This window comes from Streptomyces sp. Wb2n-11 (genome assembly GCF_001049855.1).
GTDB classification, from domain to species: Bacteria; Actinomycetota; Actinomycetes; order Streptomycetales; family Streptomycetaceae; genus Streptomyces; species Streptomyces altiplanensis.
Genome location: NZ_CVPB01000001.1, coordinates 4184177 through 4205751 on the forward strand (window position 1 = coordinate 4184177; position 21575 = coordinate 4205751).

At 72.2% G+C, this 21575-nt stretch carries 16 protein-coding genes and 1 pseudogene; 11 read left to right on the top strand and 6 right to left on the bottom strand.

Translation table 11 applies throughout. The annotated features are described in order from the left end of the window. Nucleotides 1-4: 4 nt before the first annotated feature. Nucleotides 5-247, bottom strand: a complete 243-nt coding sequence (locus tag BN1555_RS19075) for a type II toxin-antitoxin system Phd/YefM family antitoxin (protein ID WP_093800512.1) — start codon at nucleotides 245-247, stop codon at nucleotides 5-7. A 205-nt stretch (nucleotides 248-452) separates the two neighbouring features. Here BN1555_RS19075 and mfd point away from each other — a divergent pair, with 205 nt between their 5' ends. Next, nucleotides 453-3983: a transcription-repair coupling factor gene (mfd, locus tag BN1555_RS19080; RefSeq protein WP_093800513.1), complete on the top strand. Its 3531-nt coding sequence runs from the start codon at nucleotides 453-455 to the stop codon at nucleotides 3981-3983. Between the two features lie 74 nt (nucleotides 3984-4057). Here the strand turns inward: mfd and BN1555_RS19085 are convergent, their stop codons facing one another. After that, entirely contained in the window at nucleotides 4058-5356 is a 1299-nt protein-coding gene (locus BN1555_RS19085; protein WP_093800514.1) for an SGNH/GDSL hydrolase family protein, read from the bottom strand. Between the two features lie 95 nt (nucleotides 5357-5451). Continuing rightward, complete coding sequence (locus BN1555_RS38525; protein WP_141662867.1) at nucleotides 5452-6060, bottom strand: hypothetical protein; 609 nt, start codon at nucleotides 6058-6060, stop codon at nucleotides 5452-5454. 44 nt (nucleotides 6061-6104) lie between these two features. On the opposite strand from BN1555_RS38525, the gene BN1555_RS19095 reads away from it, so the two are divergent. Further along, nucleotides 6105-6854 carry an HNH endonuclease family protein gene (locus tag BN1555_RS19095; protein WP_176710079.1) on the top strand — a complete coding sequence of 250 codons (750 nt, stop codon included), beginning with the start codon at nucleotides 6105-6107 and terminating at the stop codon, nucleotides 6852-6854. Nucleotides 6855-6953: 99 nt separating this feature from the next. Next, nucleotides 6954-7701: pseudogene (locus tag BN1555_RS19100) on the top strand (N-acetyltransferase). A gap of 82 nt (nucleotides 7702-7783) precedes the next feature. On the opposite strand, the gene BN1555_RS19105 reads toward BN1555_RS19100, so the two are convergent. Continuing rightward, entirely contained in the window at nucleotides 7784-8623 is an 840-nt protein-coding gene (locus BN1555_RS19105; protein ID WP_093800516.1) for a DUF4190 domain-containing protein, read from the bottom strand. 196 nt (nucleotides 8624-8819) lie between these two features. On the opposite strand from BN1555_RS19105, the gene BN1555_RS19110 reads away from it, so the two are divergent. The 3 genes from BN1555_RS19110 to BN1555_RS19120 all read left to right on the top strand — a co-directional run bounded on the left by BN1555_RS19110 (nucleotide 8820) and on the right by BN1555_RS19120 (nucleotide 13198). Continuing rightward, nucleotides 8820-10874 carry an N-6 DNA methylase gene (locus BN1555_RS19110; protein WP_176710080.1) on the top strand — a complete coding sequence of 685 codons (2055 nt, stop codon included), beginning with the start codon at nucleotides 8820-8822 and terminating at the stop codon, nucleotides 10872-10874. A 120-nt stretch (nucleotides 10875-10994) separates the two neighbouring features. Beyond that, nucleotides 10995-11666 carry a hypothetical protein gene (locus BN1555_RS19115; RefSeq protein WP_093800518.1) on the top strand — a complete coding sequence of 224 codons (672 nt, stop codon included), beginning with the start codon at nucleotides 10995-10997 and terminating at the stop codon, nucleotides 11664-11666. After that, complete coding sequence (locus BN1555_RS19120; RefSeq protein WP_093800519.1) at nucleotides 11663-13198, top strand: serine/threonine-protein kinase; 1536 nt, start codon at nucleotides 11663-11665, stop codon at nucleotides 13196-13198. The genes BN1555_RS19115 and BN1555_RS19120 overlap by 4 nt, the downstream gene beginning before the upstream one ends. Before the next feature lie 21 nt (nucleotides 13199-13219). Here the strand turns inward: BN1555_RS19120 and BN1555_RS19125 are convergent, their stop codons facing one another. Together BN1555_RS19125 and BN1555_RS19130 are read right to left on the bottom strand one after the other, a co-directional pair. Beyond that, the gene (locus BN1555_RS19125; RefSeq protein ID WP_093800520.1) at nucleotides 13220-14140 is read right to left on the bottom strand and encodes a class I SAM-dependent methyltransferase; all 921 of its coding nucleotides are present in this window, start codon (nucleotides 14138-14140) and stop codon (nucleotides 13220-13222) included. A gap of 61 nt (nucleotides 14141-14201) precedes the next feature. Next, nucleotides 14202-16766 (bottom strand): YfhO family protein, encoded by a 2565-nt coding sequence (locus BN1555_RS19130; RefSeq protein ID WP_093800521.1) that lies wholly within the window; start codon nucleotides 16764-16766, stop codon nucleotides 14202-14204. Between the two features lie 222 nt (nucleotides 16767-16988). On the opposite strand from BN1555_RS19130, the gene BN1555_RS19135 reads away from it, so the two are divergent. From BN1555_RS19135 to BN1555_RS19155, 5 genes are all read left to right on the top strand, one after another. Beyond that, nucleotides 16989-17951 carry a glycosyltransferase family 2 protein gene (locus BN1555_RS19135; RefSeq protein ID WP_093800522.1) on the top strand — a complete coding sequence of 321 codons (963 nt, stop codon included), beginning with the start codon at nucleotides 16989-16991 and terminating at the stop codon, nucleotides 17949-17951. Then, complete coding sequence (locus BN1555_RS19140) at nucleotides 17948-18397, top strand: GtrA family protein (protein ID WP_093800523.1); 450 nt, start codon at nucleotides 17948-17950, stop codon at nucleotides 18395-18397. Before BN1555_RS19135 ends, BN1555_RS19140 begins: the two co-directional genes overlap by 4 nt. A gap of 71 nt (nucleotides 18398-18468) precedes the next feature. Next, nucleotides 18469-19128 carry a SurA N-terminal domain-containing protein gene (locus BN1555_RS19145; RefSeq protein ID WP_093800524.1) on the top strand — a complete coding sequence of 220 codons (660 nt, stop codon included), beginning with the start codon at nucleotides 18469-18471 and terminating at the stop codon, nucleotides 19126-19128. Between the two features lie 72 nt (nucleotides 19129-19200). Continuing rightward, complete coding sequence (locus tag BN1555_RS19150; RefSeq protein ID WP_093800525.1) at nucleotides 19201-20193, top strand: nucleoside triphosphate pyrophosphohydrolase; 993 nt, start codon at nucleotides 19201-19203, stop codon at nucleotides 20191-20193. Between the two features lie 85 nt (nucleotides 20194-20278). Next, complete coding sequence (locus tag BN1555_RS19155) at nucleotides 20279-21550, top strand: cytochrome P450 family protein (RefSeq protein ID WP_093800526.1); 1272 nt, start codon at nucleotides 20279-20281, stop codon at nucleotides 21548-21550. Nucleotides 21551-21575: the final 25 nt, after the last annotated feature.

Sequence of the window (21575 nt, forward strand, 5' to 3'; positions counted from 1 at the left end):
CGCCTCAGCGCATCCCGAAGGCTTCCACGATGTCGTCGGGCAGCTCGTCGAAGTCGTCCGGGATGTGGATCCGGCCTCGGAGCGGTCCCCGGCCGGTACGCCGGACCTCGGGGCGCAGCGGTACGACCTTGGCAATGGGCTCGCCCGCCCTGCTGATCACGACTTCCTCGCCGGTCTCGACCTGGTGCAGTATCCGGGAGAAATGCGTCTTCGCCTCGTGGATGTCGTACTGCCGGGCTGGTCCCATCGCCGCCTCGCCCGGGGCCCGGGGCTTACCGGACCAGATACCTGGTCCGGTACCCGGCGTAGTCTGCGTTCCGCCGTCCGAGCCGCAGCGTTCCCTCGCGCGGGCGACGTACCGGCGTCGTAGGCTGGAGCCCCCGGCCCGTGAGACGTGTCGGGCCCTCCGCGTTGTCCACCTCGTCACTTCGTTACCCGGACGGAAACCCTTCATGAGCCTGCACGGTCTGCTGGATGCCGTAGTACGAGACCCGGCGCTCGCCGAAGCGGTGAAGGCCGCCACCGACGGCAACCGCATGCACATCGATCTGGTCGGCCCGCCCGCCGCGCGCCCCTTCGCGGTGGCCGCGCTGGCCCGCGAGACCGGGCGTACCGTGCTCGCCGTGACCGCGACCGGCCGCGAGGCCGAGGACCTGGCCGCCGCGCTGCGCACGCTCCTGCCGGAGGAGGGGATCGTCGACTACCCGTCGTGGGAGACGCTGCCGCACGAGCGCCTGTCGCCGCGCAGCGACACGATGGGTCGCCGTCTCGCCGTCCTGCGCCGCCTCGCGCACCCGCACGCCGACGATCCGTCCGCCGGCCCGGTGAGCGTGATCGTGGCCCCCGTGCGGTCGGTGCTCCAGCCGCAGGTCAAGGGGCTGGGCGACCTGGAGCCGGTGGCCCTGCGGACCGGGCAGAGCGCGGATCTGGGCGACGTCACGGCGGCGCTGGCGGCAGCGGCGTACTCGCGGGTCGAACTGGTCGAGAAGCGCGGCGAGTTCGCGGTGCGCGGCGGCATCCTCGACGTCTTCCCGCCGACCGAGGAGCACCCGCTGCGCGTGGAGTTCTGGGGCGACGACGTCGAAGAGATCCGCTACTTCAAGGTCGCCGACCAGCGCTCCCTGGAGGTGGCCGAACACGGCCTGTGGGCCCCGCCCTGCCGCGAGCTGCTGCTGACCGACAGCGTGCGCGAGCGGGCGGCGGCCCTCGCCGAGGAACACCCTGAGCTGGGCGAACTGCTCGGCAAGCTCGCCGAGGGCATCGCCGTGGAGGGCATGGAGTCCCTCGCCCCGGTCCTCGTGGACGACATGGAGCTGCTGCTCGACGTCCTGCCCAAGGGGTCGATGGCGCTGGTCTGCGACCCGGAGCGGGTGCGGACCAGGGCGGCGGACCTGGTGGCGACGTCGCAGGAGTTCCTCCAGGCGTCCTGGGCGGCCACGGCGGGCGGCGGCGAGGCCCCGATCGACGTGGGCGCGGCCTCGCTGCGCGGCATCGCGGACGTACGGGAACGCGCCCGTGAGCTGGACATGCTGTGGTGGTCCGTGGCGCCGTTCGCCGCCGACGAGGAGCTGTCCGACGACACGCTCAAGCTGGGCATGCACGCCCCGGAGGCGTACCGGGGCGACACGGCGAGAGCGCTCGCCGACACCAAGGGCTGGCTGGCCGACGGCTGGCGCACCGTCTACATCACGGAGGGCCACGGCCCCGCGGCCCGCACCGTGGAGGTCCTCGGCGGCGAGGGCATCCCGGCCCGGTTGGAGGCGGACCTCGCCGAGATCGCCCCGTCCGTCGTCCACGTCGCCTGCGGCTCGATCGACAACGGCTTCGTCGACCCCGGCCTCAAGCTGGCCGTACTGACCGAGACCGACCTCACCGGGCAGCGCACCGCCAGCAAGGAACTGGGCCGCATGCCGGCCCGTCGCCGCAAGACCATCGACCCGCTGACGCTCCAGGCCGGCGACTTCATCGTCCACGAGCAGCACGGCGTGGGCCGCTACATCGAGATGGTCCAGCGCACGGTCCAGGGCGCGACCCGCGAGTACCTGCTCGTCGAGTACGCCCCCGCCAAGCGCGGCCAGCCCGGCGACCGCCTCTACATCCCCACCGACCAGCTGGAGCAGGTCACCAAGTACGTCGGCGGCGAGGCCCCCACCCTCCACCGGCTCGGCGGCGCGGACTGGACGAAGACCAAGGCGCGCGCGAAGAAGGCGGTCAAGGAGATCGCCGCCGACCTCATCAAGCTGTACTCGGCGCGCATGGCGGCCCCCGGCCACACCTTCGGCCCGGACACCCCGTGGCAGCGCGAGCTGGAGGACGCCTTCCCGTACGTCGAGACGCCCGACCAGCTGTCCACCATCGCCGAGGTGAAGGAGGACATGGAGAAGTCGGTCCCGATGGACCGTCTGATCTGCGGCGACGTCGGCTACGGCAAGACCGAGATCGCCGTCCGCGCGGCCTTCAAGGCCGTCCAGGACGGCAAGCAGGTCGCGGTCCTCGTGCCCACGACGCTGCTGGTGCAGCAGCACTTCGGCACGTTCTCCGAGCGGTACGCGCAGTTCCCGGTCGTCGTGAAGGCGCTGAGCCGCTTCCAGACGGACACCGAGGCGAAGGCGACGCTGGAGGGCCTCAAGGAGGGCTCGGTCGACATCGTCATCGGCACGCACCGGCTCTTCTCCTCCGAGACGAAGTTCAAGGACCTGGGCCTGGTCATCGTCGACGAGGAGCAGCGCTTCGGCGTCGAGCACAAGGAGCAGCTGAAGAAGCTCCGCGCCAACGTCGACGTCCTGACGATGTCCGCGACCCCCATCCCCCGTACGCTCGAAATGGCGGTCACCGGCATCCGCGAGATGTCGACGATCACGACACCGCCGGAGGAGCGCCACCCGGTCCTGACCTTCGTCGGCCCGTACGAGGAGAAGCAGATCGGCGCCGCGATCCGTCGCGAACTCCTGCGCGAGGGCCAGGTCTTCTACATCCACAACCGCGTCGAGTCGATCGACCGGGCGGCCGCGAAGCTCCGCGAGATCGTCCCGGAGGCGCGGATCGCGACGGCGCACGGCCAGATGGGCGAGAGCAGGCTGGAGCAGGTGGTCGTCGACTTCTGGGAGAAGAAGTTCGACGTTCTCGTCTCGACGACGATCGTCGAGTCCGGCATCGACATCTCCAACGCCAACACCCTGATCGTCGAGCGCGGCGACAACTTCGGCCTCTCCCAGCTCCACCAGCTGCGCGGCCGCGTGGGCCGTGGCCGCGACCGCGGGTACGCCTACTTCCTCTACCCGCCCGAGAAGCCGCTGACCGAGACCGCGCACGAGCGCCTGGCGACGATCGCCCAGCACACCGAGATGGGCGCGGGCATGTACGTGGCCATGAAGGACCTGGAGATCCGCGGCGCGGGCAACCTCCTGGGCGGCGAGCAGTCCGGCCACATCGCGGGCGTCGGCTTCGACCTCTACATCCGCATGGTCGGCGAGGCCGTGGCGGACTACCGCGCGGCGGTGGACGGCCGGACCGAGGAGGAGCCCCCGCTGGAGGTCAAGATCGAACTCCCGGTGGACGCCCACGTTCCGCACGACTACGCCCCCGGCGAGCAGCTGCGCCTCCAGGCGTACCGGGCGATCGCCTCCGCGAATTCCGAGGACGACATCAGGGCCGTGCGCGAAGAGCTCACCGACCGGTACGGCAAGCTCCCCGAGCCGGTGGAGAACCTGCTGCTGGTCGCGGGCCTGCGCATGCTGGCCCGGGCCTGCGGCGTCGCGGACATCACCCTGGCCGGCCCCAACATCCGCTTCGGCCCGGTGGAACTGCGCGAATCCCAGGAGCTGCGCCTCAAGCGCCTCTACCCCCGCACGGTCCTGAAGCCGACCACCCGCCAGATCCTGGTCCCCCGCCCCACCACGGGCCAGATCGGCGGCAAGCCGGTGGTGGGCCGCGAACTGCTCGCCTGGACGGGGGAGTTCCTGACGACGATCCTGGGGTCGTAACAGGACCGGTGCCCGGCCGTACGCCAGAGCCTGCCCGGACGGCCGGGCAGGGCCGGCGTACGGCCGGCGGTCCGTCAGAGTGTGTCGAGGTCGAGGGCCTCGGCCATCACGCGGAATCCGGCGTCGTTCGGGTGCAGGCCGTCGCCCGAGTCGTAGGCCGGGAGCATGCGGTCCCGGTCGGCGGGGTCGGCCAGGGCGCGGTCCAGGTCGACCACCGCGTCGTACTCGCCGGACGTACGGATCCAGTGGTTGACCGCGTCGCGCTTGGCCTCGTTGACCTCGCTGTAGTACGCCGAACCCTTGACGGGCGTCAGGGTCGCGCCGACCGCCTTGATGCCCTTGGCGTGCGCCTGGCGGATCAGCGTGCGGTGGCCCTCGACGAGCCGCTCGGCCGACACCTCGGGGGTGGGGCCGCCCGGGAACCCCTGCCAGCTGCTGCCGCTGCCGCCGATGTCGTTGATGCCTTCCAGCACGATGACCGTGCCCACGCCCGGCTCGCCGAGCACGTCCTTCCCGAAGCGGGCCACGGCCTTCTCGCCGGCCCAGGCCGTGTCGTTGGTGATCTGGTTGCCGCCGATGCCGTGGTTGACGACGCTGCGCGGCTGTCCGGCGGCCGCGAAGCGCTCCGCCAGCTCGTCGGGGTAGCGGTTGTTCGTGTCCGAGGTGGATCCGACGCCGTCGGTGATGGAGTCGCCGAAGGCCACCACCCCGTCCCGGCGCGGGGCCCCGCCCCCGGAGATCTCCACGCCGGACAGGTAGTACCAGGAGTCGCTGGTCTCCTTGAACGCCGCAGCGCCGCGGTCGAAACGGTGGTCCCCGTCGGCCCGGTAGCTCGTGGCGGAGGCGATCGCGTGGAAGGTGGCAGGCCCGGTCGGCGCGGCGAGATACAGCGTGACGGTCACCGACTCCAGCGCCTCGACCCGGAACGGCACCCCGTCGCTGAGCGCTTTGCCGCCCGCCGGGATCGTCACCGACCGGTCCTTGCCGAAGGACAGCCGCCGGACCGAGCCGGCCTCGACCGAAGCCCCCTCGTCCGTACGGGCCACCGTCGCGCCGGTGATGCGCAGCGGGGCGGAGCCGTAGCGGTTGGACAGTTCGACACGGGCCTTCGTGCCGCCCGTACTGACCCTGACCACTTGCCGGACCGTGTGGTCGGCGAAGCCCTCCTCGGACCAGTTCGGCCCGAACGGCGTGATCGGCGCCTGCGGCGAAGCGGCCCAGCCGCCCTGCCACGCCGTCCGGCCGCGCTGCTCGGCCGCGACGGCGTCGGCGGACCCGGCCGGTCCGCCGGCGCCGACGACCGGCAGCGCCGCCAGTACGGCCGCGGAGAACAGTGCGACACCCGTACGCCGTAAAGAAGTTGTGGAACCCATCTGTCCCGCCCCCTGTCGTGGATCACGTGCGTGCGACACGGTCAATCACGGATCGGCTCGGGCTATTCCCAGGGCCGGGACAGGTGCTCTCCCCGCTAGCGGACGTCGACGAAGTCCTGGCGTCCGTAGTCCGCGTAGTGCGTCTTCACCGTGTCGGTGTAACGCATCTGCCAGGTGCCGTCCTGTTGCGCGGTGAACTTCTTGCTGAAGGTGCCGTTGCCCAGGGTCCTGGCGGTGCCCAGCTGCTTCCACGCGGCGCCGCCGGTGGAAGCCTTGAAGTAGATGCGGACCGTCTGGCCTGCGTACGTCTTCCAGGAGGTTCCGGACCGCTGCATCAGGCCGCCCTTGGCCGTGATCGTCGTCCCCTTGCGGACGCCCTCGGGCGTGACGTCGTCATTCCACAGTTCGGTCGCCTTGCGGCCGAGCTTGAACGACGCGCTGTTCAGGTCCGCGGCCGAGTGGCGCAGGCGCCAGTAGCTGCCGTCCGTGCCCTTCTTGGACGGGGACTGCGTGAAGGTGGTGCCGTACCGCGCGGTGAAGGAGTCGACGGTCGACCAGCTGCTGCCGTTCGTGGAGTGCTGGATGGAGATCTTCGCCGACGTGCCGGCGGGGTACGACCCCTCCTTGCCCCGGCTTTCCGGTGAAGGTGACCTTCCGGTACTCGTCCACGCTGGGGATCGGCAAGGTCCAGCTTCTGGGTTCATGGCATTCTGAGAGTATTCATCCCGACCCGTCAGGACGGAATGCCGTGATACGCAGGTTCAGGACAGCCCTCCCCGTCGCGGCGCTCGCCGCCGCCCTCGCCGTCACCGGCTGCACCCCCGGTGCGGAAGGCGACGGCGGGCAGGACCGTGCGACCGGTGACAGCGGTACGAACCCGCTGCGCAACCCCGACGGGACGAAGCCGGGTCTGGCCCCGGTCGCCTCCGAGGCGGACAGGTCCTCGGCCCGGCAGCTGATCGGCAAGGTCTCCACCAAGGGACGCGGGCCGAAGACGGGTTACGACCGCGACGAGTTCGGCTACGCCTGGATGGACACGGCGGACGGCGTGCCGCTGGCGCGCAACGGCTGCGACACCCGCAACGACCTCCTGGCCAGGGACGGGGAAGACCTCGAGTACCGCTCCGGCTCCGACTGCGTGGTCGTGGCGATGACGCTGGACGACCCGTACACCGGCACCACCGTCGAATGGCGGAAGCAGAAGGCCACCGCCGTGCAGATCGACCATGTCGTCCCGCTGTCCTACGGCTGGCAGATGGGCGCGTCGCGGTGGTCCGAGGACAAGCGGGAGCAGCTCGCCAACGACCCGCTCAACCTCATGCCGGTCGACGGGCCGACCAACGGCTCCAAGAGCGACTCCGGTCCGGCGTCCTGGCTGCCGCCGAACAAGCAGATCCGCTGCTCGTACGCGGTGCGGTTCGCGCAGGTGGCTCTGAAGTACGAGATGCCGGTGACGGCGGCGGACAGGAACGCGATGCTTGCACAGTGCGGGGCTTAGGAGGGCGTCGCGGAGCGTAGAGGGACGTCACGGGGCGCGGGGAACGCAGGGGCGTGGAAAAGCCGTTGGGCGGGGGAGGGGGCGATCCAGCCCGCCCGCGTGGGACCGGCCATCACTGCGCTCACCGAACGACCGCATCTCCAGGGCCCCGTGTGGCGGATGCCCGACAGCCGGCCCGAGTTCGTCCTGCACGACCCGGTGGGCTGGGCCACCATGGGGCGCATAGTCGCCGAGCTGCCCGAGTAGGTCCTCGTGGACACCGACGCCGACGGCGCCGTAGTGGCGCACGGGCGTTCGGCGTGCCGTTCGCGCTGAACGCCGAGGGGCGCGGGGAGCCGCCCGCGCGCGGCGGGGACCAGGTGCTGCTGTGGGCGTTCTCGGACAGGCGGCACGGCCGTGTGCCGGACACGGTGAGTGCCATCGGGATCACGGTCGCCAACCCGCACAAGGGGCGCGGGATTTCGGGGAAGATGCTCACCGCCCTGCGCGAGAACGCCCGTACGCACGGATTCGGTGAGGTCGTCGCGCCCGTGCGGCCCAATACCAAGCACCTGGAACCGCTCGCGCCGATGGACGAGTACGCGCTCCGCACCCGGCGGGCGGACGGTCTGCCGCACGACCCCTGGCTGCGCGTCCACGTCCGGGCGGGCGGAACCGTCCAGGCCGTGGCGCCGGCCTCCATGACGGTGTCCGGCTCACTCGCGCAGTGGCGGGAGTGGACCGGACTGGCCTTCGACGCGGACGGGCCTGTGGAGGTTCCGGGGGCGCTGGCTCCGGTCCACTGCGAGACGAGGGGCGGGGACGCCGTGTACGTCGAGCCAATGCGTGGGTGCGCCACCGTCTGTGAACGGGCCGGTGACACAGGACCGGGGAGGCCGTCCCCCTCCGACGGCCTCCCCGGTCCTGCGGTCCTGCGGTTCTGCGGCTGATCAGAGCTTCAGGTCCCACTGCGAGTCGTCGTGGGAGATGCCGGGGGAGACCTCGACGACCAGGTTCTCGGCGTCGGCGGGGGCGTCGAAGGCGTACTGCAGGGTGGCCTTCTTGCCCGGCATGATCGATCCGGTGAAGATCTCGCCGACCTTGTCGTCGATGATCTCCTCGGCCTTCACGCCCTCCTCGCCGGCGCGGGCCTCGGCGGTGATGAACGTGGCGTCGAACTTCTCCTTGCCGGCGTTGTCGATGACGACCGTGACCAGGTAGGCCTTGTTGCCCTTGGTGTGGCCGAGCGCGTACTCGCCGGGGGTGTACGCCTTGGGGTCGGACACGGTGACGGTCAGCTCGTCGTCGTAGACGGCCGAGTCGCCGGCCTCCAGCGTCTCTTCGCTGCTCTTGTCCTCACTCTTGTCCGCGCCCTTGTTCCCGTTCCTGCCGTTCCTGCCGTCGCCCTTCGCGGAGCCGTCGCCCGGCTTCTCGGCCGCCGACGAGTCGCTGATCGTCTTGTCGATGTCGTTCACCGCGTCGTCCACGGCCTTGAACAGGATCACCGCGCCGACCACCGACATGATCAGGGAGATCAGGCCCAGGACGGTGCCCGCCAGGGCGACGCCCTTGTTGGTGGCCTCGCCGCGCTTGGCGCGGCCCCGGCCGGCCAGGCCCATGATCAGGGCGATGACGCCGAGGATGCCGGCGAGCCAGAAGAGGAACGGGATCAGACCCGACAGCGCGCCGATGATGCCGAGGATCAGGGCGGCGGTGCCCAGTCCGTTGCGGGCCTGCGCGGCGGGGACCGGAGCCTGCGGGAACTGGGGCTGCTGCGTGTACTGAGACATGGATGTCCTCCGGACAAGGTGTGTTCGGGACTGTCTGCCGCCCCGTGCTGCGATGGAGTAATCACAGCAGAGCTTGTGAACCGAGTCAACAAGATTGCTTGGAATGTTTCTGTTCACGACGTGAAGCGGCCCCTCTTGTATGCGCAGGTATGCTCGCTGTCACAAGCAGGCGCAGGTGTACGAGGGGAGCCGGCCGGTGTCGGACAACGCAACAGAGGTGACCGCCGCCGGAATCGCCCGGCTCGCCGGCGTCGGACGCGCCGCCGTGAGCAACTGGCGCCGCCGTCACCCCGACTTCCCCAAGCCCGTCGGCGGCACCGAGACGAGCCCTTCCTTCGCCCTCACCGAGGTCGAGCAGTGGCTGCGCGACCAGGGGAAGATCGCCGAAGTACCCCTGCGCGAGCGCGTCTGGCAGCAGCTCTCCGGGCACCCGGCAGGCGCCGTCCAGGCCCTGGTCCACACGGGCTGCGCGCTCCTGCTCGTACGCGACAGGCCCACCGCCTGGCTCCAGCTCGCCGCCGTCTCCGACGAGAAACTCGCGTTCCTGCTGCCGCCCGCCCTGGAGGAGGTCCTCGCTCCCCGCTTCGGTCCGGACCGCGCCGTTCGCACGCCCGGCACGCCCGAACTGGCCTCCTCCGTCCCCCTGTTGCGCGCGGCCGCCGAGCTCGCCGCCGAGCTCGGCGCCCGCCAGACGTACGAGTTCCTGCTCGGCCGCCACCTCGAGGCCAACCCGCGCCAGCACACGCTCACCCCGCCGGGCCCCGCCGCCCTGATGGCCGCCCTCGCGGGCAGCCCCCGCACCGTTCTCGACCCGGCCTGCGGCACCGGCACCCTGCTGTGCGCCGTCGTGCGGACCACCGCCGGAACCCAGGAGGGGCCGGCCGTCCACGGCCAGGAGGCCGACCCCGACCTGGCCGCCCTCGCCGCGTTGCGCCTCGCCCTGCGGACCGGGACCGGCCCGGCAGAAGTGCGGGTGGCCGCCGCCGACTCACTGCGCGCCGACGCCTTCCCGCACCTCGCCGCCGACGCCGTGATCTGCCACCCGCCGTTCAACGAACGCAACTGGGGCCACGACGAGCTGGCGTACGACCCCCGCTGGGAGTACGGCTTCCCGGCCCGTACGGAGTCCGAACTCGCCTGGGTCCAGCACGCCCTCGCCCGGCTGCGCGAGGGCGGCACCGCCGTCCTGCTGATGCCGCCCGCGGCCGCCTCCCGCCGCTCCGGCCGCCGCATCCGCGCCGACCTGCTGCGGCGCGGCGCCCTGCGCGCCGTCGTCGCGCTGCCCGCGGGCGCCGCGCCCCCGTACGGCATCCCCCTCCACCTGTGGGTCCTGCGCAAACCCGCGCCCGGGGGCCGGCCCTCGCACGAAATGCTCCTGGTCGACACCGCGGACCTCTCCGCCGCCGGCCGCGACAGGCTCGACTGGCAGGCCCTGCACACCGCCGTCCTCGACACCTGGCAGGCCTTCGACCGCCACGGCACCGTCGAGGAACGTCCGGGCGTCAGCCGCGCGGTGTCCGTCATCGAGCTGCTCGACGACGACGTGGACTTCGCCCCCGCCCGCCACCTGCCGCCCCCGGCCGCGGGCGGCGGCGCCGCCGAACTCGCCGGCGTACGCGAGCGGCTGGCCGACACGCTGCGGACGACCGCCGAACTGACGCCTCCCGCCGTCGAGTCCGCCGAGCCCCCCCGCTGGCCCACCACCACCGTCGGCGAACTCGCCAGGGCGGGAGCGCTCGTGCTGCGCGCGGGCGGCGCGGGAGCCGGTTCCGGGGAACCCGTCCTCACCGAGCACGACGTCCTCGCCGCAGCGGCGCCCTCGGGCACGCTCCCCGAAGGCCCGGCGGAAACCCCCGTGCTGGTCGAGGAGGGCGACGTGGTCGTGCCCGTGCTCGGCGGAGGCTCGGTCGTACGCGTCGTCGACGGGGCCACCGCGGGCGCCGCCCTCGGCCGCGGCCTCCAGCTGCTGCGCCCGGATCCGGCGGCCGTCGACCCCTGGTTCCTCGCCGGATTCCTGCGCGGTACCGCGAACAACCGGCAGGCCAGCAGCTACGCCTCCACCTCGACCCGGCTCGACGTGCGCCGCCTCCAGCTGCCCCGGCTGCCGCTCGCCGACCAGCGGCGGTACGGCGAACGCTTCCGCGCGCTCGCGGAGTTCGAGGCCGCGCTGCGGCGGGCGGGCCGGCTCGGCGAACAGCTGGTGCAGGGGATGTACGACGGCCTGACGGACGGGACCGTACGACCGGAGTGAGCTGTGCCACACCGGATCCGTACAACCCGTGGGCCGTTGTCGGTGTCGGTGTATACGCTCGAAGCGCGCGTCCCCACGCGTGTCCGGCTCACGTCTCTCACCAGGTCTTCAGGAGCACCCATGCACGGCTCCGGCAGCACGCCGCCAGTCCGCAGTGAAGGCGTCGTCATCACCCTGCGCGTGCTGTTCACGGCCTGCGCCGTCATCAGCTGCGGAATGCTGTCGTGCGTGCCGCTGTTCCGCGTCGCGATCCTGCGCGGGCGCCCGGTCGACTGGGTGGCCGCCTGGCTGAGCCTGCCGGCGGCGATCGCGGCCTTCGCCGTCGTCGGCGAGATGCCCGAGAGGCACGTCTCCACCGACATCGCCATGTCCTGCGTCCTGCTCCTCGGAGCGGCGAGCGCCGTGTACTTCCTGGTCTTCGACATCAGGCACCAGGCGCGGCTCGCCGCCACGGGCCCAGGGGCCGCCCTTCCGCGTGTCCCGTACGGGCCGTACACCCCGCATGTCCCGCATGTCCCGCAGCACTCCGGGGCCGCACGGACCCCGCAGCCCCCGTATGTCCCACAGGCCGCCCCGCCGCAGTACGGCTACCCCAACCCGTACGCGAGCACCCCGGTGGTCAACCCGGCGCCCGCGCCCGTCCCGGCATCCGCACCGGTCCCGGCGCCGTCCCCTGCCCCGGTCCCCCAGCCCCAGCAGACTCCCCACCGCATGGACCAGGTCCGCGCCGAGCTCGACGAGCTCAGCGACCTCCTGCGCAACAAGGACCAGCGGGGTGACCAGCCCCGGTGAACGGACGGATCATCGCCGGGCGTTACGAGCTGTCCACCGTCATCGGACAGGGCGGCATGGGCCAGGTCTGGACGGCGTACGACCAGCGCCTCGACCGCCGCGTCGCCGTGAAGCTGCTGCGTCCCGACCGGATGGCCGCCGCCGCCACCGCCGCCGACGAGATGCGCCGCCGCTTCGTGCGCGAGTGCCGCGTCACCGCCCAGGTCGACCACCCGGGCCTGGTCACCGTCCACGACGCGGGCAGCGAGGACGACGACCTCTACCTCGTCATGCAGTACGTCGAGGGCGCCGACCTCTCCGACCACCTCGCCGAGCACGACCCCTACCCGTGGCCGTGGGCCGTCTCCGTCGCCGCCCAGCTCTGTGCCGTGCTGTCCGCCGTGCACGCCGTGCCGATCGTGCACCGCGACCTCAAGCCGCGCAACGTCATGGTCAAGCCCGAGGGCACGGTCACCGTCCTCGACCTCGGCGTCGCCTCCGTCCTCGACACCGACACCACCCGCCTCACCCACACCGGCTCGCCCATCGGCAGCCCCGCCTACATGGCGCCCGAGCAGGCGATGGGCGGCGCGGTCGGCCCGTACACCGACCTCTACGCCCTCGGTGTCCTCCTGCACGAACTCCTCAGCGGCAACGTCCCCTTCGCCGGATCGACCGTCCTGGGCGTCCTCCACCGCCACCTCTACGAGCCGCCGCTCCCCGTCCGCCAGCTCCGCCAGGACGTCCCCGAGCCGCTCGAAGCGCTGGTCCTGCGGCTGCTCGCCAAGGACCCCCAGCACCGCCCGTCCTCCGCCCAGGAGGTCTACGAGGCCCTGGCCCCGCTGCTGCCGGCCCACGGCGGCATCCCGACGGGCCCCCTCGACCCGACCCGCCCGTTCCTGCGCCCGCACGCCCCCTGGCCCGACCGCGCCACCACCCCGCCCGCCGCCCAGCCCACCCCCGCGCAGGCGCAGCCGGACGTCGCGGGAGCCGTCGACGAGGTCAAGCAGCTGCTCGGCGAGGGGCGGATCACCCAGGCCGTCGACATCCTCGGCGGGATCCTCCCGGCGGCCGCCGCCCAGCACGGCGAGCGTTCCCCGGTCGTACGCATCCTGCGCAAGCAGTACGCCGCGACGCTGCTGGACGACGGGCAGTACCGCCGTGCCCTGCCCGAACTCCGCCGCCTCGCCGACGACCGTGCCGCCGAGGCGGGCCTGGCCGACCCGCAGGCGCTCCAGTTCCGGTACGAGGCGGCGCAGTGCCTGGAGCAGCTGGGCGAACCGGCCGCGGCGCTCGCCGAGTACCGCGCCCTGCTCCCGTACTACGAGAACCAGTACGGGGGCGGACCGGCGGCGGCCGACGCCACCGCCCGCGCCTTCGACATCCGCCACCGCACGGCCAACCTGCTGCTCGCGATGGGCGACCACGCCGCCGCGCACGGCCAGTTGCAGAGCCTGCTGTACGACGCCGAGCGCGTGTACGGCCCGTACCACCCGCTGCCGGCCGAGGTGCGCCGCGCCCTCGACCGGCACCGGCGGATGCGGGACGTCTGAGAACCGGGAACGCCCGCGGGGTCAGCGCGCCCGCAGGAAGGCGGAGGTGGCGACCCGGCCCACCATCGTGAGCCGGCTGTCACCGCCCGCCAGGTGCTTGTCCAGCGCCTCCTTGACCCCGGGCCAGCGCTTGTCGCCGTAGTCGTCGAGCACGACGACACCACCGGGCGCGGCGATCAGCTCCACCCACTCCAGGTCGGCGCGGACGCCTTCGAAGGAGTGGTCGCCGTCGACGACGATCACGCCGTACTTCCGGTCGGAGACCTCCGCCCGCACCCGCGGGTCCTCCGAGAAGCCCTGCCGGATGCGCGCCCCGGTGCCGGGACGGCCGCCGCCGAGCGCCAGGTTGGCCCGTACGACGTCCTCGCGGACCGGGGTTCCCGTCGGCTCCTCGTAGTCGGAGGTGCCCGGCTGGAGCTGCGAGCCCGCCAGCGGATCGACGATCGTCAGCGTCGCCTCGATGCCCGTCCGGTGCAGCATCCGCATCAGCGCGGCCGCGAACAGCCCGTGCAGCGTGCCGATCTCCAGTACGTCGAGCCCGCCGGGTGCGCCGTGCTCCTCGCCCTGCGGCCGCGCGAGCAGCGGGACGGTGGCGAGCTTGCCGCACACATTGGACGTACCGCCCGCCATCCGGCCGACGCCCAGCGCCTCCAGGGCCACCACGTTGCGGTAGGCGACGGTGACGTTGCGGCGGGCGCGCTCACCCGCGTCCGTCACGGCGCGGACCTCACGCACGAGCGTGTCGATCTGCTCGGGCGTCGGCATCCGGTGCTGGCCGCGCCCGGTGCGGTCGAGCAGCATGCTGACGCCGTGCTGCTTGCGCCGGAGTTCGGTGATCTCGCCGCGGAGCCCGGCGGTGTGACGTGAGATGCGCTGGTCGACGAGCGCGGCGACGGGGCCGAGGGCCCACTTCGTCAGCCGGTTGCTCAGCAGAGATGGCATGGGTTCGCCTCTGGCTTCGGTCCTGGGAGTGGGGGGCGGACGGCCGACCGTACGCCGGGGTTCATGCCGCGTGGGCCACGATCCGGTGGTCCCCGGATGAAGTCTTCGTGTGGCTCCTGCGCCGGGCCCGTACGCGCGGAAGCACACCCACCGCGACGAGGACCAGCAGCGACAGCCCGCCCGCGAACCCACCGGCGCGCAACCCGGGGGGACTGAACTCGCAGCTCACGGCGGCCGACGTGGAGCGGCCGTCCAGGGGCACGGCGACCAGGCCCAGATACGAACCGGCGGGCCGGGCCTTCGCGCCGTCCGTGCCGCAGCTCCAGCCGGCGATGCGCGGCACGGCGAAGACGGCCGTTCCGGCGGCGCCGGGCGGCAGGTCGGCGCGTACGCCGCTGCCGGTGACGCGCACCGAGGTCGCGCCGCCCGACCGGAGGCCGTCCACGGCGGCGGCCAGCCGGCCGCGGTCCAGGCAGCCCACGCTCTCGCGCGGCAGCCCGCCGGCCCGGTCGCCCTTCAGCGTGATCGTGACGCGGCCGTCGTCCGGGACGGCGCCGAGCGGCTGCATCGCGGCGCGCCGCGCGGGCAGGCCGCCGCGCAGGTCGCTCTCGGTGCCGTCGCGGCCGAGCCGGGCCGTACCGAAGAAGTCGGGGGCCCAGAGGAAGACCTCGCCGCGGGCCGGGCAGACGGCGGTCAGCGTCCCGTCGCGCAGCGCGGTGGGCGGGAGCGTGTAGACGCGGGCGCCGAGGAGCTTCTCCTGGTTGCGGAAGGGGGAGGCGCCGAAGCGCGGCTCGGGGCCGGGCGGGCGCACGGTGACCAGCTGCGGCACCGTGGCGCGGGTCACCGTCACCCCGCGGTCGTCGGGCCGCGACCAGGACTGGTGCGGGTCGCGCGGCATGCGCACGCGCGCGCCGACGGAGAAGACCGCGTCGGTCACCGGATTGTCGACGCTCTGGACGGAGCGGCCGTTGGACGTCCAGCCGGCGCCGAGCGCGGCGAGCGTGCGGGTGAGGACGTCGGGCGTGTGGCTGCTGTAGTACGCCGCGCCCTGGCCGCCCACGGTCAACGGGTCGTTGCCGGTGGTCTGTTCGCGTCCGGGTTCGGTCCGGTGGGCGGGCCACCCGTCGGCGTCCGCCACCGCGTCCGCCTGGGCCCGCTGCCGGTCGCCCCACGGCGCGTAGTCGTCGAGGTGCGCCAGCCGCTGCCGGTCGGCGTACGCGGTGGTCACGGCGGCCTGCGCCACCTGCGCGCCGGCCAGCAGCAGCGCGGCGGCCACCGCGAGCCCCCTGCCGCGGGCGGGGACCGGCACCGGACCCCGGGCCCCGGCCGCCGGACGGGCCCGGTGTTCCGCGCGCCGCGCCAGCACCACCGCGCCCACCGTCGCCGCCACCCCGGCCACCGCGAGCGGATACGTCCAGGAGGTGATCCGCGGGCTGGTCACCGCGCCCAGGGCCACGACCGCGACCAGGCCGGCCCCACCGAGCAGTGCGCGCCGCCCCGGCCAGCCGTACGAGAGCGACACCCAGGCCGCCATCACCAGGACCCCGGCCAGTACGAACGTCTGCCGGTACGGGCTGCCGTTCGGCGTCGCGAAGACGTGCCACACCAGGTGCGTCGGCCCCCACTGCAACGACACCGCCACCACGGCCGCGAGCAGCGTCCACGCCCGCCGCTCGCGCCCCGGCGCCGCCCGGTTCAGGAGCAGCGTGGCGGCGAGCAGCAGCGCGCCGGTGCCGAGGAAGACGGCGGGAGTGAAGAAGCTGTACGTCGCCGGAAGCGCGCGGGCGAACACGTCGGCCCAGCCGGCGGGCTCGAACTCCCGTGTCCAGCCCGGGTACGCGTGGGACGACCCGAGGAAGACGACGGCCAGCACGGGCGCCGCCAGACCTATGCCGAGAAGGGTGGTGAGGGCGGCGCGCAGCAGTACGCGCAGCCGCTCCCGCACGGGCGCGCCGTCGTCGGCGGTGAGCAGCCGCAGCAGCAGGACGAGCCCGGCCCCGAGCGTCGCCATGTACGCCGTGTAGAAGTTCGCGGTCCACGCCACGGCCACGACCACCGGCCCCAGGACGCGCCTGCGGCCCGTACGCGCCCACTCGCCCACCAGGCACAGCAGCGGGAACGCGATCAGGCCGTCCATCCACATCGGGTTGTAGACGGCCTCGGTGACTGCCCACCCGCACAGCGCGTACGACGAACCGAGCACCCCCGCGGCCCACCACCGGTCCCCGCCCCCGCGCAGGGCGAGCAGCAGCACGGTCATCGCGGCCGCCGCCGCGGCCATCTTCAGCACGGTGACGAGGTAGACGGCGAGGTCGATCTCGTCGCGCGGGAAGAGCCCGACGAGTGGCGCGAAGGGGCTGCCGAGGTACGTGCCGATGTCGGGCAGGAAGCTCGTGCCGTACCCGGACTGCCAGTTGACCAGCACCCCGCCGTCCGCGCGTCCGTGCAGCAGGTCCCACAGGCGGGTGTGGTACGGCACGAACTGGTTGCCCAGGTCATTGACGCTGCGCGTGTGCGGCCCGAAGGGGAAGGAGCGGGCGAGCGCGTCACCGGCGCACACCGCCGCCACCGTGATCAGCGCGGACAGCGCCGCCGCACGGCCTCTGGCCGGTTCCGTAATCGACATGTTGATCCTTCTACTGCGCCCGATATCGAATAGGCCAGCGTGTGACGGAAAAAGAGATCTCCATGACATCGGGGCCGCTCAAAATCCCGCTGAAAACGGCGAGTTCACCCGTTCGTCGCCGACACGTCACGCGGAGAGTTGGACTCCGCCACATGCGGGGGCTGTTCTTCGCTGAACGCCTGTCTTCGCCTGCTGCGACTGTGCGAAACCACCGGGAGAGCCGTGCTCATCTCAATTGTCGTTCCGTGCTTCAACGAAGAGGAGATCATCCGCCGCTTCCACGAGCGCGTGACGGAAGAACTCGGCAGCCTCGGCCACCCCGTCGAGCTGGTCTATGTCGACGACGGGAGCAAGGACGGCACGCTCCCCGTCCTCCAGGAGATCGCGGAATCCGATCCGCGCACGCGCTATGTCTCCTTCAGCCGGAACTTCGGCAAGGAGGCGGCGATGCTGGCCGGCCTGCGCAACGCCTCGGGCGAGGCCGTCGTCATCATGGACGCCGACCTCCAGCACCCGCCCGAGCTCGTCCGCCGCATGGTGGCGCTGCACGAGCAGGGCTTCGACCAGGTCGTCGCCCGCCGCACCAGGAAGGGCGACCGGGTCACGCGTACGCTTACCGCTCGTGCGTACTACCGGATCATCAACCGCCTGGTCGACGTCGAGCTCGTCGACGGCGTCGGCGACTTCCGCATGCTGTCGCGCCGCAGTGTCGACGCCGTACTCGGACTCACCGAGTACAACCGCTTCTCCAAGGGCCTTTTCGCCTGGGTCGGATTCAGCACCGTCACCTTCGAGTACGAGAATGCCGTACGTGAGGAGGGCCGCTCGAAATGGACCTTCTCGAAACTGCTCAACTACGGACTCGACGGCCTGCTCTCCTTCAACGACAAGCCGCTGCGGGCCGCGCTCTATCTCGGCCTGCTGCTGCTCACCGTCGCCATGGCGTATTCGGCGTGGATCGTCGGTGTCACCCTCGTGAACGGAGTGGAAACCCCTGGTTATGTGACGCTGCTCGTCGCCGTCACCGCGCTCGCCGGGGTCCAGATGCTGATGATCGGCGTCGTCGGCGAATACGTCGGACGCATCTATTACGAGGTGAAACGGCGCCCGCACTTCCTGGTGAAGGCGACGAACGTGGAGACAGCGGCCGCCCACCCGCGGAACCGGGAGCTCGTACGCCGATGATCCGCCGCCAGCTGGTCAGGTTCGCCCTGGTGGGTGTGGTGAACACCGGGACGTACTACGCCTGCTACCTGCTGTTCCTGCTCCGGCTGCCGTATGTCGCCGCGCACGTCCTGGCCTTCGCCGTCAGCATGACCGGCTCCTTCTTCCTCAACTGCCGCTTCACCTACAACACGCGCCCCACCTGGCGGAAGTTCCTGCTCTTCCCGCTCACCAACGCCGCCAACTTCGTGATCACGACCAGCGGCGTCTATCTCCTCGTGGACGTCCTGCGTCTCCACAGCACGTACGCCCCGCTGATCGCCGCGTCCGCCGCGATCCCCATCACCTTCGTCGTCTCCCGGACGATCATGCTCGGCGGCCCCTCCCGGAATTCCCGGGACGGCGCATCCACGAACACGAACGAATCGTTGGGCGAATCAGTGGCCCGGACCACTCCGACTGCCTAACATCGATCACCGCAAGGTCGTTCGTCGCACTTTCACCGCGATGCCGCACGATCACCGCCGGGAGGCCCCCTTTGCACCGCCGCCGTCGCACCGCGCTCTCCCTTTCCACCGCCCTTCTGGTCGCGGCGCCGTTCCTCGCCGCCTGCGGCAACGAGGCGCATCCAGGGGCCGCGGCCGTCGTGGGCGGCGGTCGTATCGAGGTCTCCGCCCTCCAGTCGCAGGTCAAGGACGTACGCCAGGCCCAGCAGACCTCGCCGCAGTCCGCCCAGCTCGTCGGCGCGACCGGGCAGCTCGGACGCGCCAAGCTCTACGACCTCATCGTGGACCGGATCGTGCAGCGGGCCGCGGACGACGCCGGCGCGCGCGTGAGCCGCAAGGAGATCCAGACCGCGCGGGGGGAGGCGGCCGAGCAGGCCGGCGGCGAGGAGCAGCTCGCCGCGATGTACCTCCAGCAGCGCGGCGTCGCCCCCGACCAGATCGACGACGCGATCCGCAGGGACGTCCTGGTCGGCAAGCTCGCCGAGAAGATCGGCGCGACCAACACCCCCGAGGGCCAGCAGAAGGTGAACGAGGCGTTCGTCACCGCGTCGGAGAAGCTCGACATCGACGTCAACCCGCGTTACGGCACGTGGGACGACCAGAAGATGGAGCTCGGCGACTACAAGGCCCCGTGGATCACCCAGGTCACCAAGGAGGCGACCGCCCCCGAGGCGCAGCAGGCGGGTGCCTAGCCCCCGCCCGTCCGGCAGACCCGGGGCCGGGGCCGGCCCCGGGCTGTCGTACCGCCGGGGTACGTTCGAGGGGTGACCAGCGAAGCACCCGCCCCCGCCCCCGCGCCCGCCGCCCCCGGCCGTATCGTCCTCCTCACCGCCAGCCACCGGGTCGCTCCAGGACTCCTCTCCTGGCCCGCCTGGCAGACGCTGCGCGACGCCGACCTGGTGGTGTGCGCCGACGCGGACCACCCGCAGCTGCCGTACCTGCGCGAGGCGGGCGTCACCGTGGAGCACGCCGCCCCGACCGCCCAGGAGCTGATCGACGCGTGCGAGGGCGACCGCACGGTGGTCGTCGTCCCGTCCGGCGAGGGCGACCAGGCCCTGACCGACGGCCTGGCGAGGCTGGCCGGGTCGGGCCGGGTCCAGATGCCCGACCTGGAGCTGCTGCCCGGCTCGTACGACCTGCCGGGCGCCCGCCTCCTCGACCTGGTCCAGGTCATGGACCGCATCCGCCTCGCATGCCCGTGGTCCTCGCGCCAGACCCACGAGGGCCTCGCGAAGTACGGCATCGAGGAGGCGTACGAGCTCGTCGAGGCGATCGAGGACGGCGACCGCGACGAACTCCGCGAGGAGCTCGGCGACGTACTCCTCCAGGTCGTCTTCCACGCACGCATCGCCCAGGAAGACCAGGACGAACCCTTCTCGATCGACGACGTCGCTGGCACGATCGTCGACAAGCTCATCCACCGCCACCCGCACGTCTTCGGCGACGAGACCGCCGAGACCCCCGAGGACGTCAAGGCGCACTGGCTGCGGACGAAGGCGGCCGAGAAGCAGCGCGACTCGGTCACGGACGGCGTCCCCCTCGGCCAGCCCGGCCTGGCCCTCGTCGCGAAGCTCTCCTCGCGCGTACGCGGCGCCCACCTCGACGTGCCGCTCCCGGCGGGCGAGGGCATCGGCTACGAACTGCTGGCCATGGCGGTACGGGCGGAGGAGTCCGGCGTCGACCCCGAAGCGGCGCTGCGGGCGGCGGCCCGCACGTACCGCGACGCGATCCGGGCGGCGGAGGGCCACAAGGACTAGCCCGCCCCGGCCTGCCCTCCCCGGACGCGGTCGAGCCTGTTCGCCCGCGTCCGGCGGCCGGGGGCGAAGGGATACGGTCGACGGCGTGCCGCACCACCAGAACACCCCCGAACCCCCGTCCGAGGGCCCCGTGCCCGAACTCTTCACCTGGGAGTTCGCCACCGACCCCTACCCGGCGTACGCCTGGCTGCGCGAGCACTCGCCCGTCCACCGGACGACGCTGCCCAGCGGGGTCGAGGCCTGGCTGGTGACGCGCTACGCCGACGCGCGCCAGGCACTCGCGGACCAGCGGCTCTCCAAGGACCCGGCCCACCACAGCGGCTCCGCGCACGCCAAGGGCAGGACCGGCATTCCGGGCGAGCGCAAGGCCGACCTGATGACGCACCTGCTGAACATCGACCCGCCGGACCACACGCGGCTGCGGCGCCTGGTGTCGAAGGCGTTCACACCGCGCACGGTGGCCGAATTCGCCCCGCGTGTACAGGAACTGACGGACCGGCTGATCGACGCCTTCCTGGAGGAGGGGGAGGCCGACCTCATCCACGACTTCGCGTTCCCGCTCCCCATCTACGCGATCTGCGACCTGCTCGGCGTACCGCGTGAGGACCAGGACGACTTCCGCGACTGGGCCGGCATGATGATCCGCCACGGCGGCGGGCCGCGCGGCGGCGTCGCCCGGTCGGTGAAGAAGATGCGCAACTACCTCGCCGAGCTCATCCACCGCAAGCGGGAGGAGCCCGGCGACGACCTCATCTCGGGCCTGATCCGCGCCAGCGACCACGGCGAGCACCTCACCGAGAACGAGGCCGCAGCGATGGCCTTCATCCTGCTCTTCGCGGGCTTCGAGACGACGGTCAATCTCATCGGCAACGGCGTGTACGCGCTCCTGCGCAACCCGGAGCAGCGCGAGCGCCTCCAGCGCGCCCTCGACGAGGGGGACACGGAACTGCTCGCCACGGGCGTCGAGGAACTTCTGCGGTACGACGGCCCGGTGGAGCTGGCGACCTGGCGGTACGCCACCGAGGCGCTGACCCTGGGCGGCCAGGACATCGCGGTGGGCGACCCCGTGCTCGTCGTGCTCGCCGCGGCCGACCGGGACCCCGAGCGCTTCGACGACCCGGACACGCTCGACCTCTCGCGCCGCGACAACCAGCACCTCGGGTACGGGCACGGCATCCACTACTGCCTCGGCGCGCCGCTGGCCCGGCTGGAGGGGCAGACGGCGATCGCGACGCTGCTGCGCCGCCTTCCCGATCTGCGACTTGCGGCAGAACCCGATGATCTGCGGTGGCGCGGAGGGCTCATTATGCGCGGATTGCGTACTTTGCCCGTGCGCTTCGGGTCAGAACGGAAGTGACGGTACGTCAAGAGCGAGACCTTCA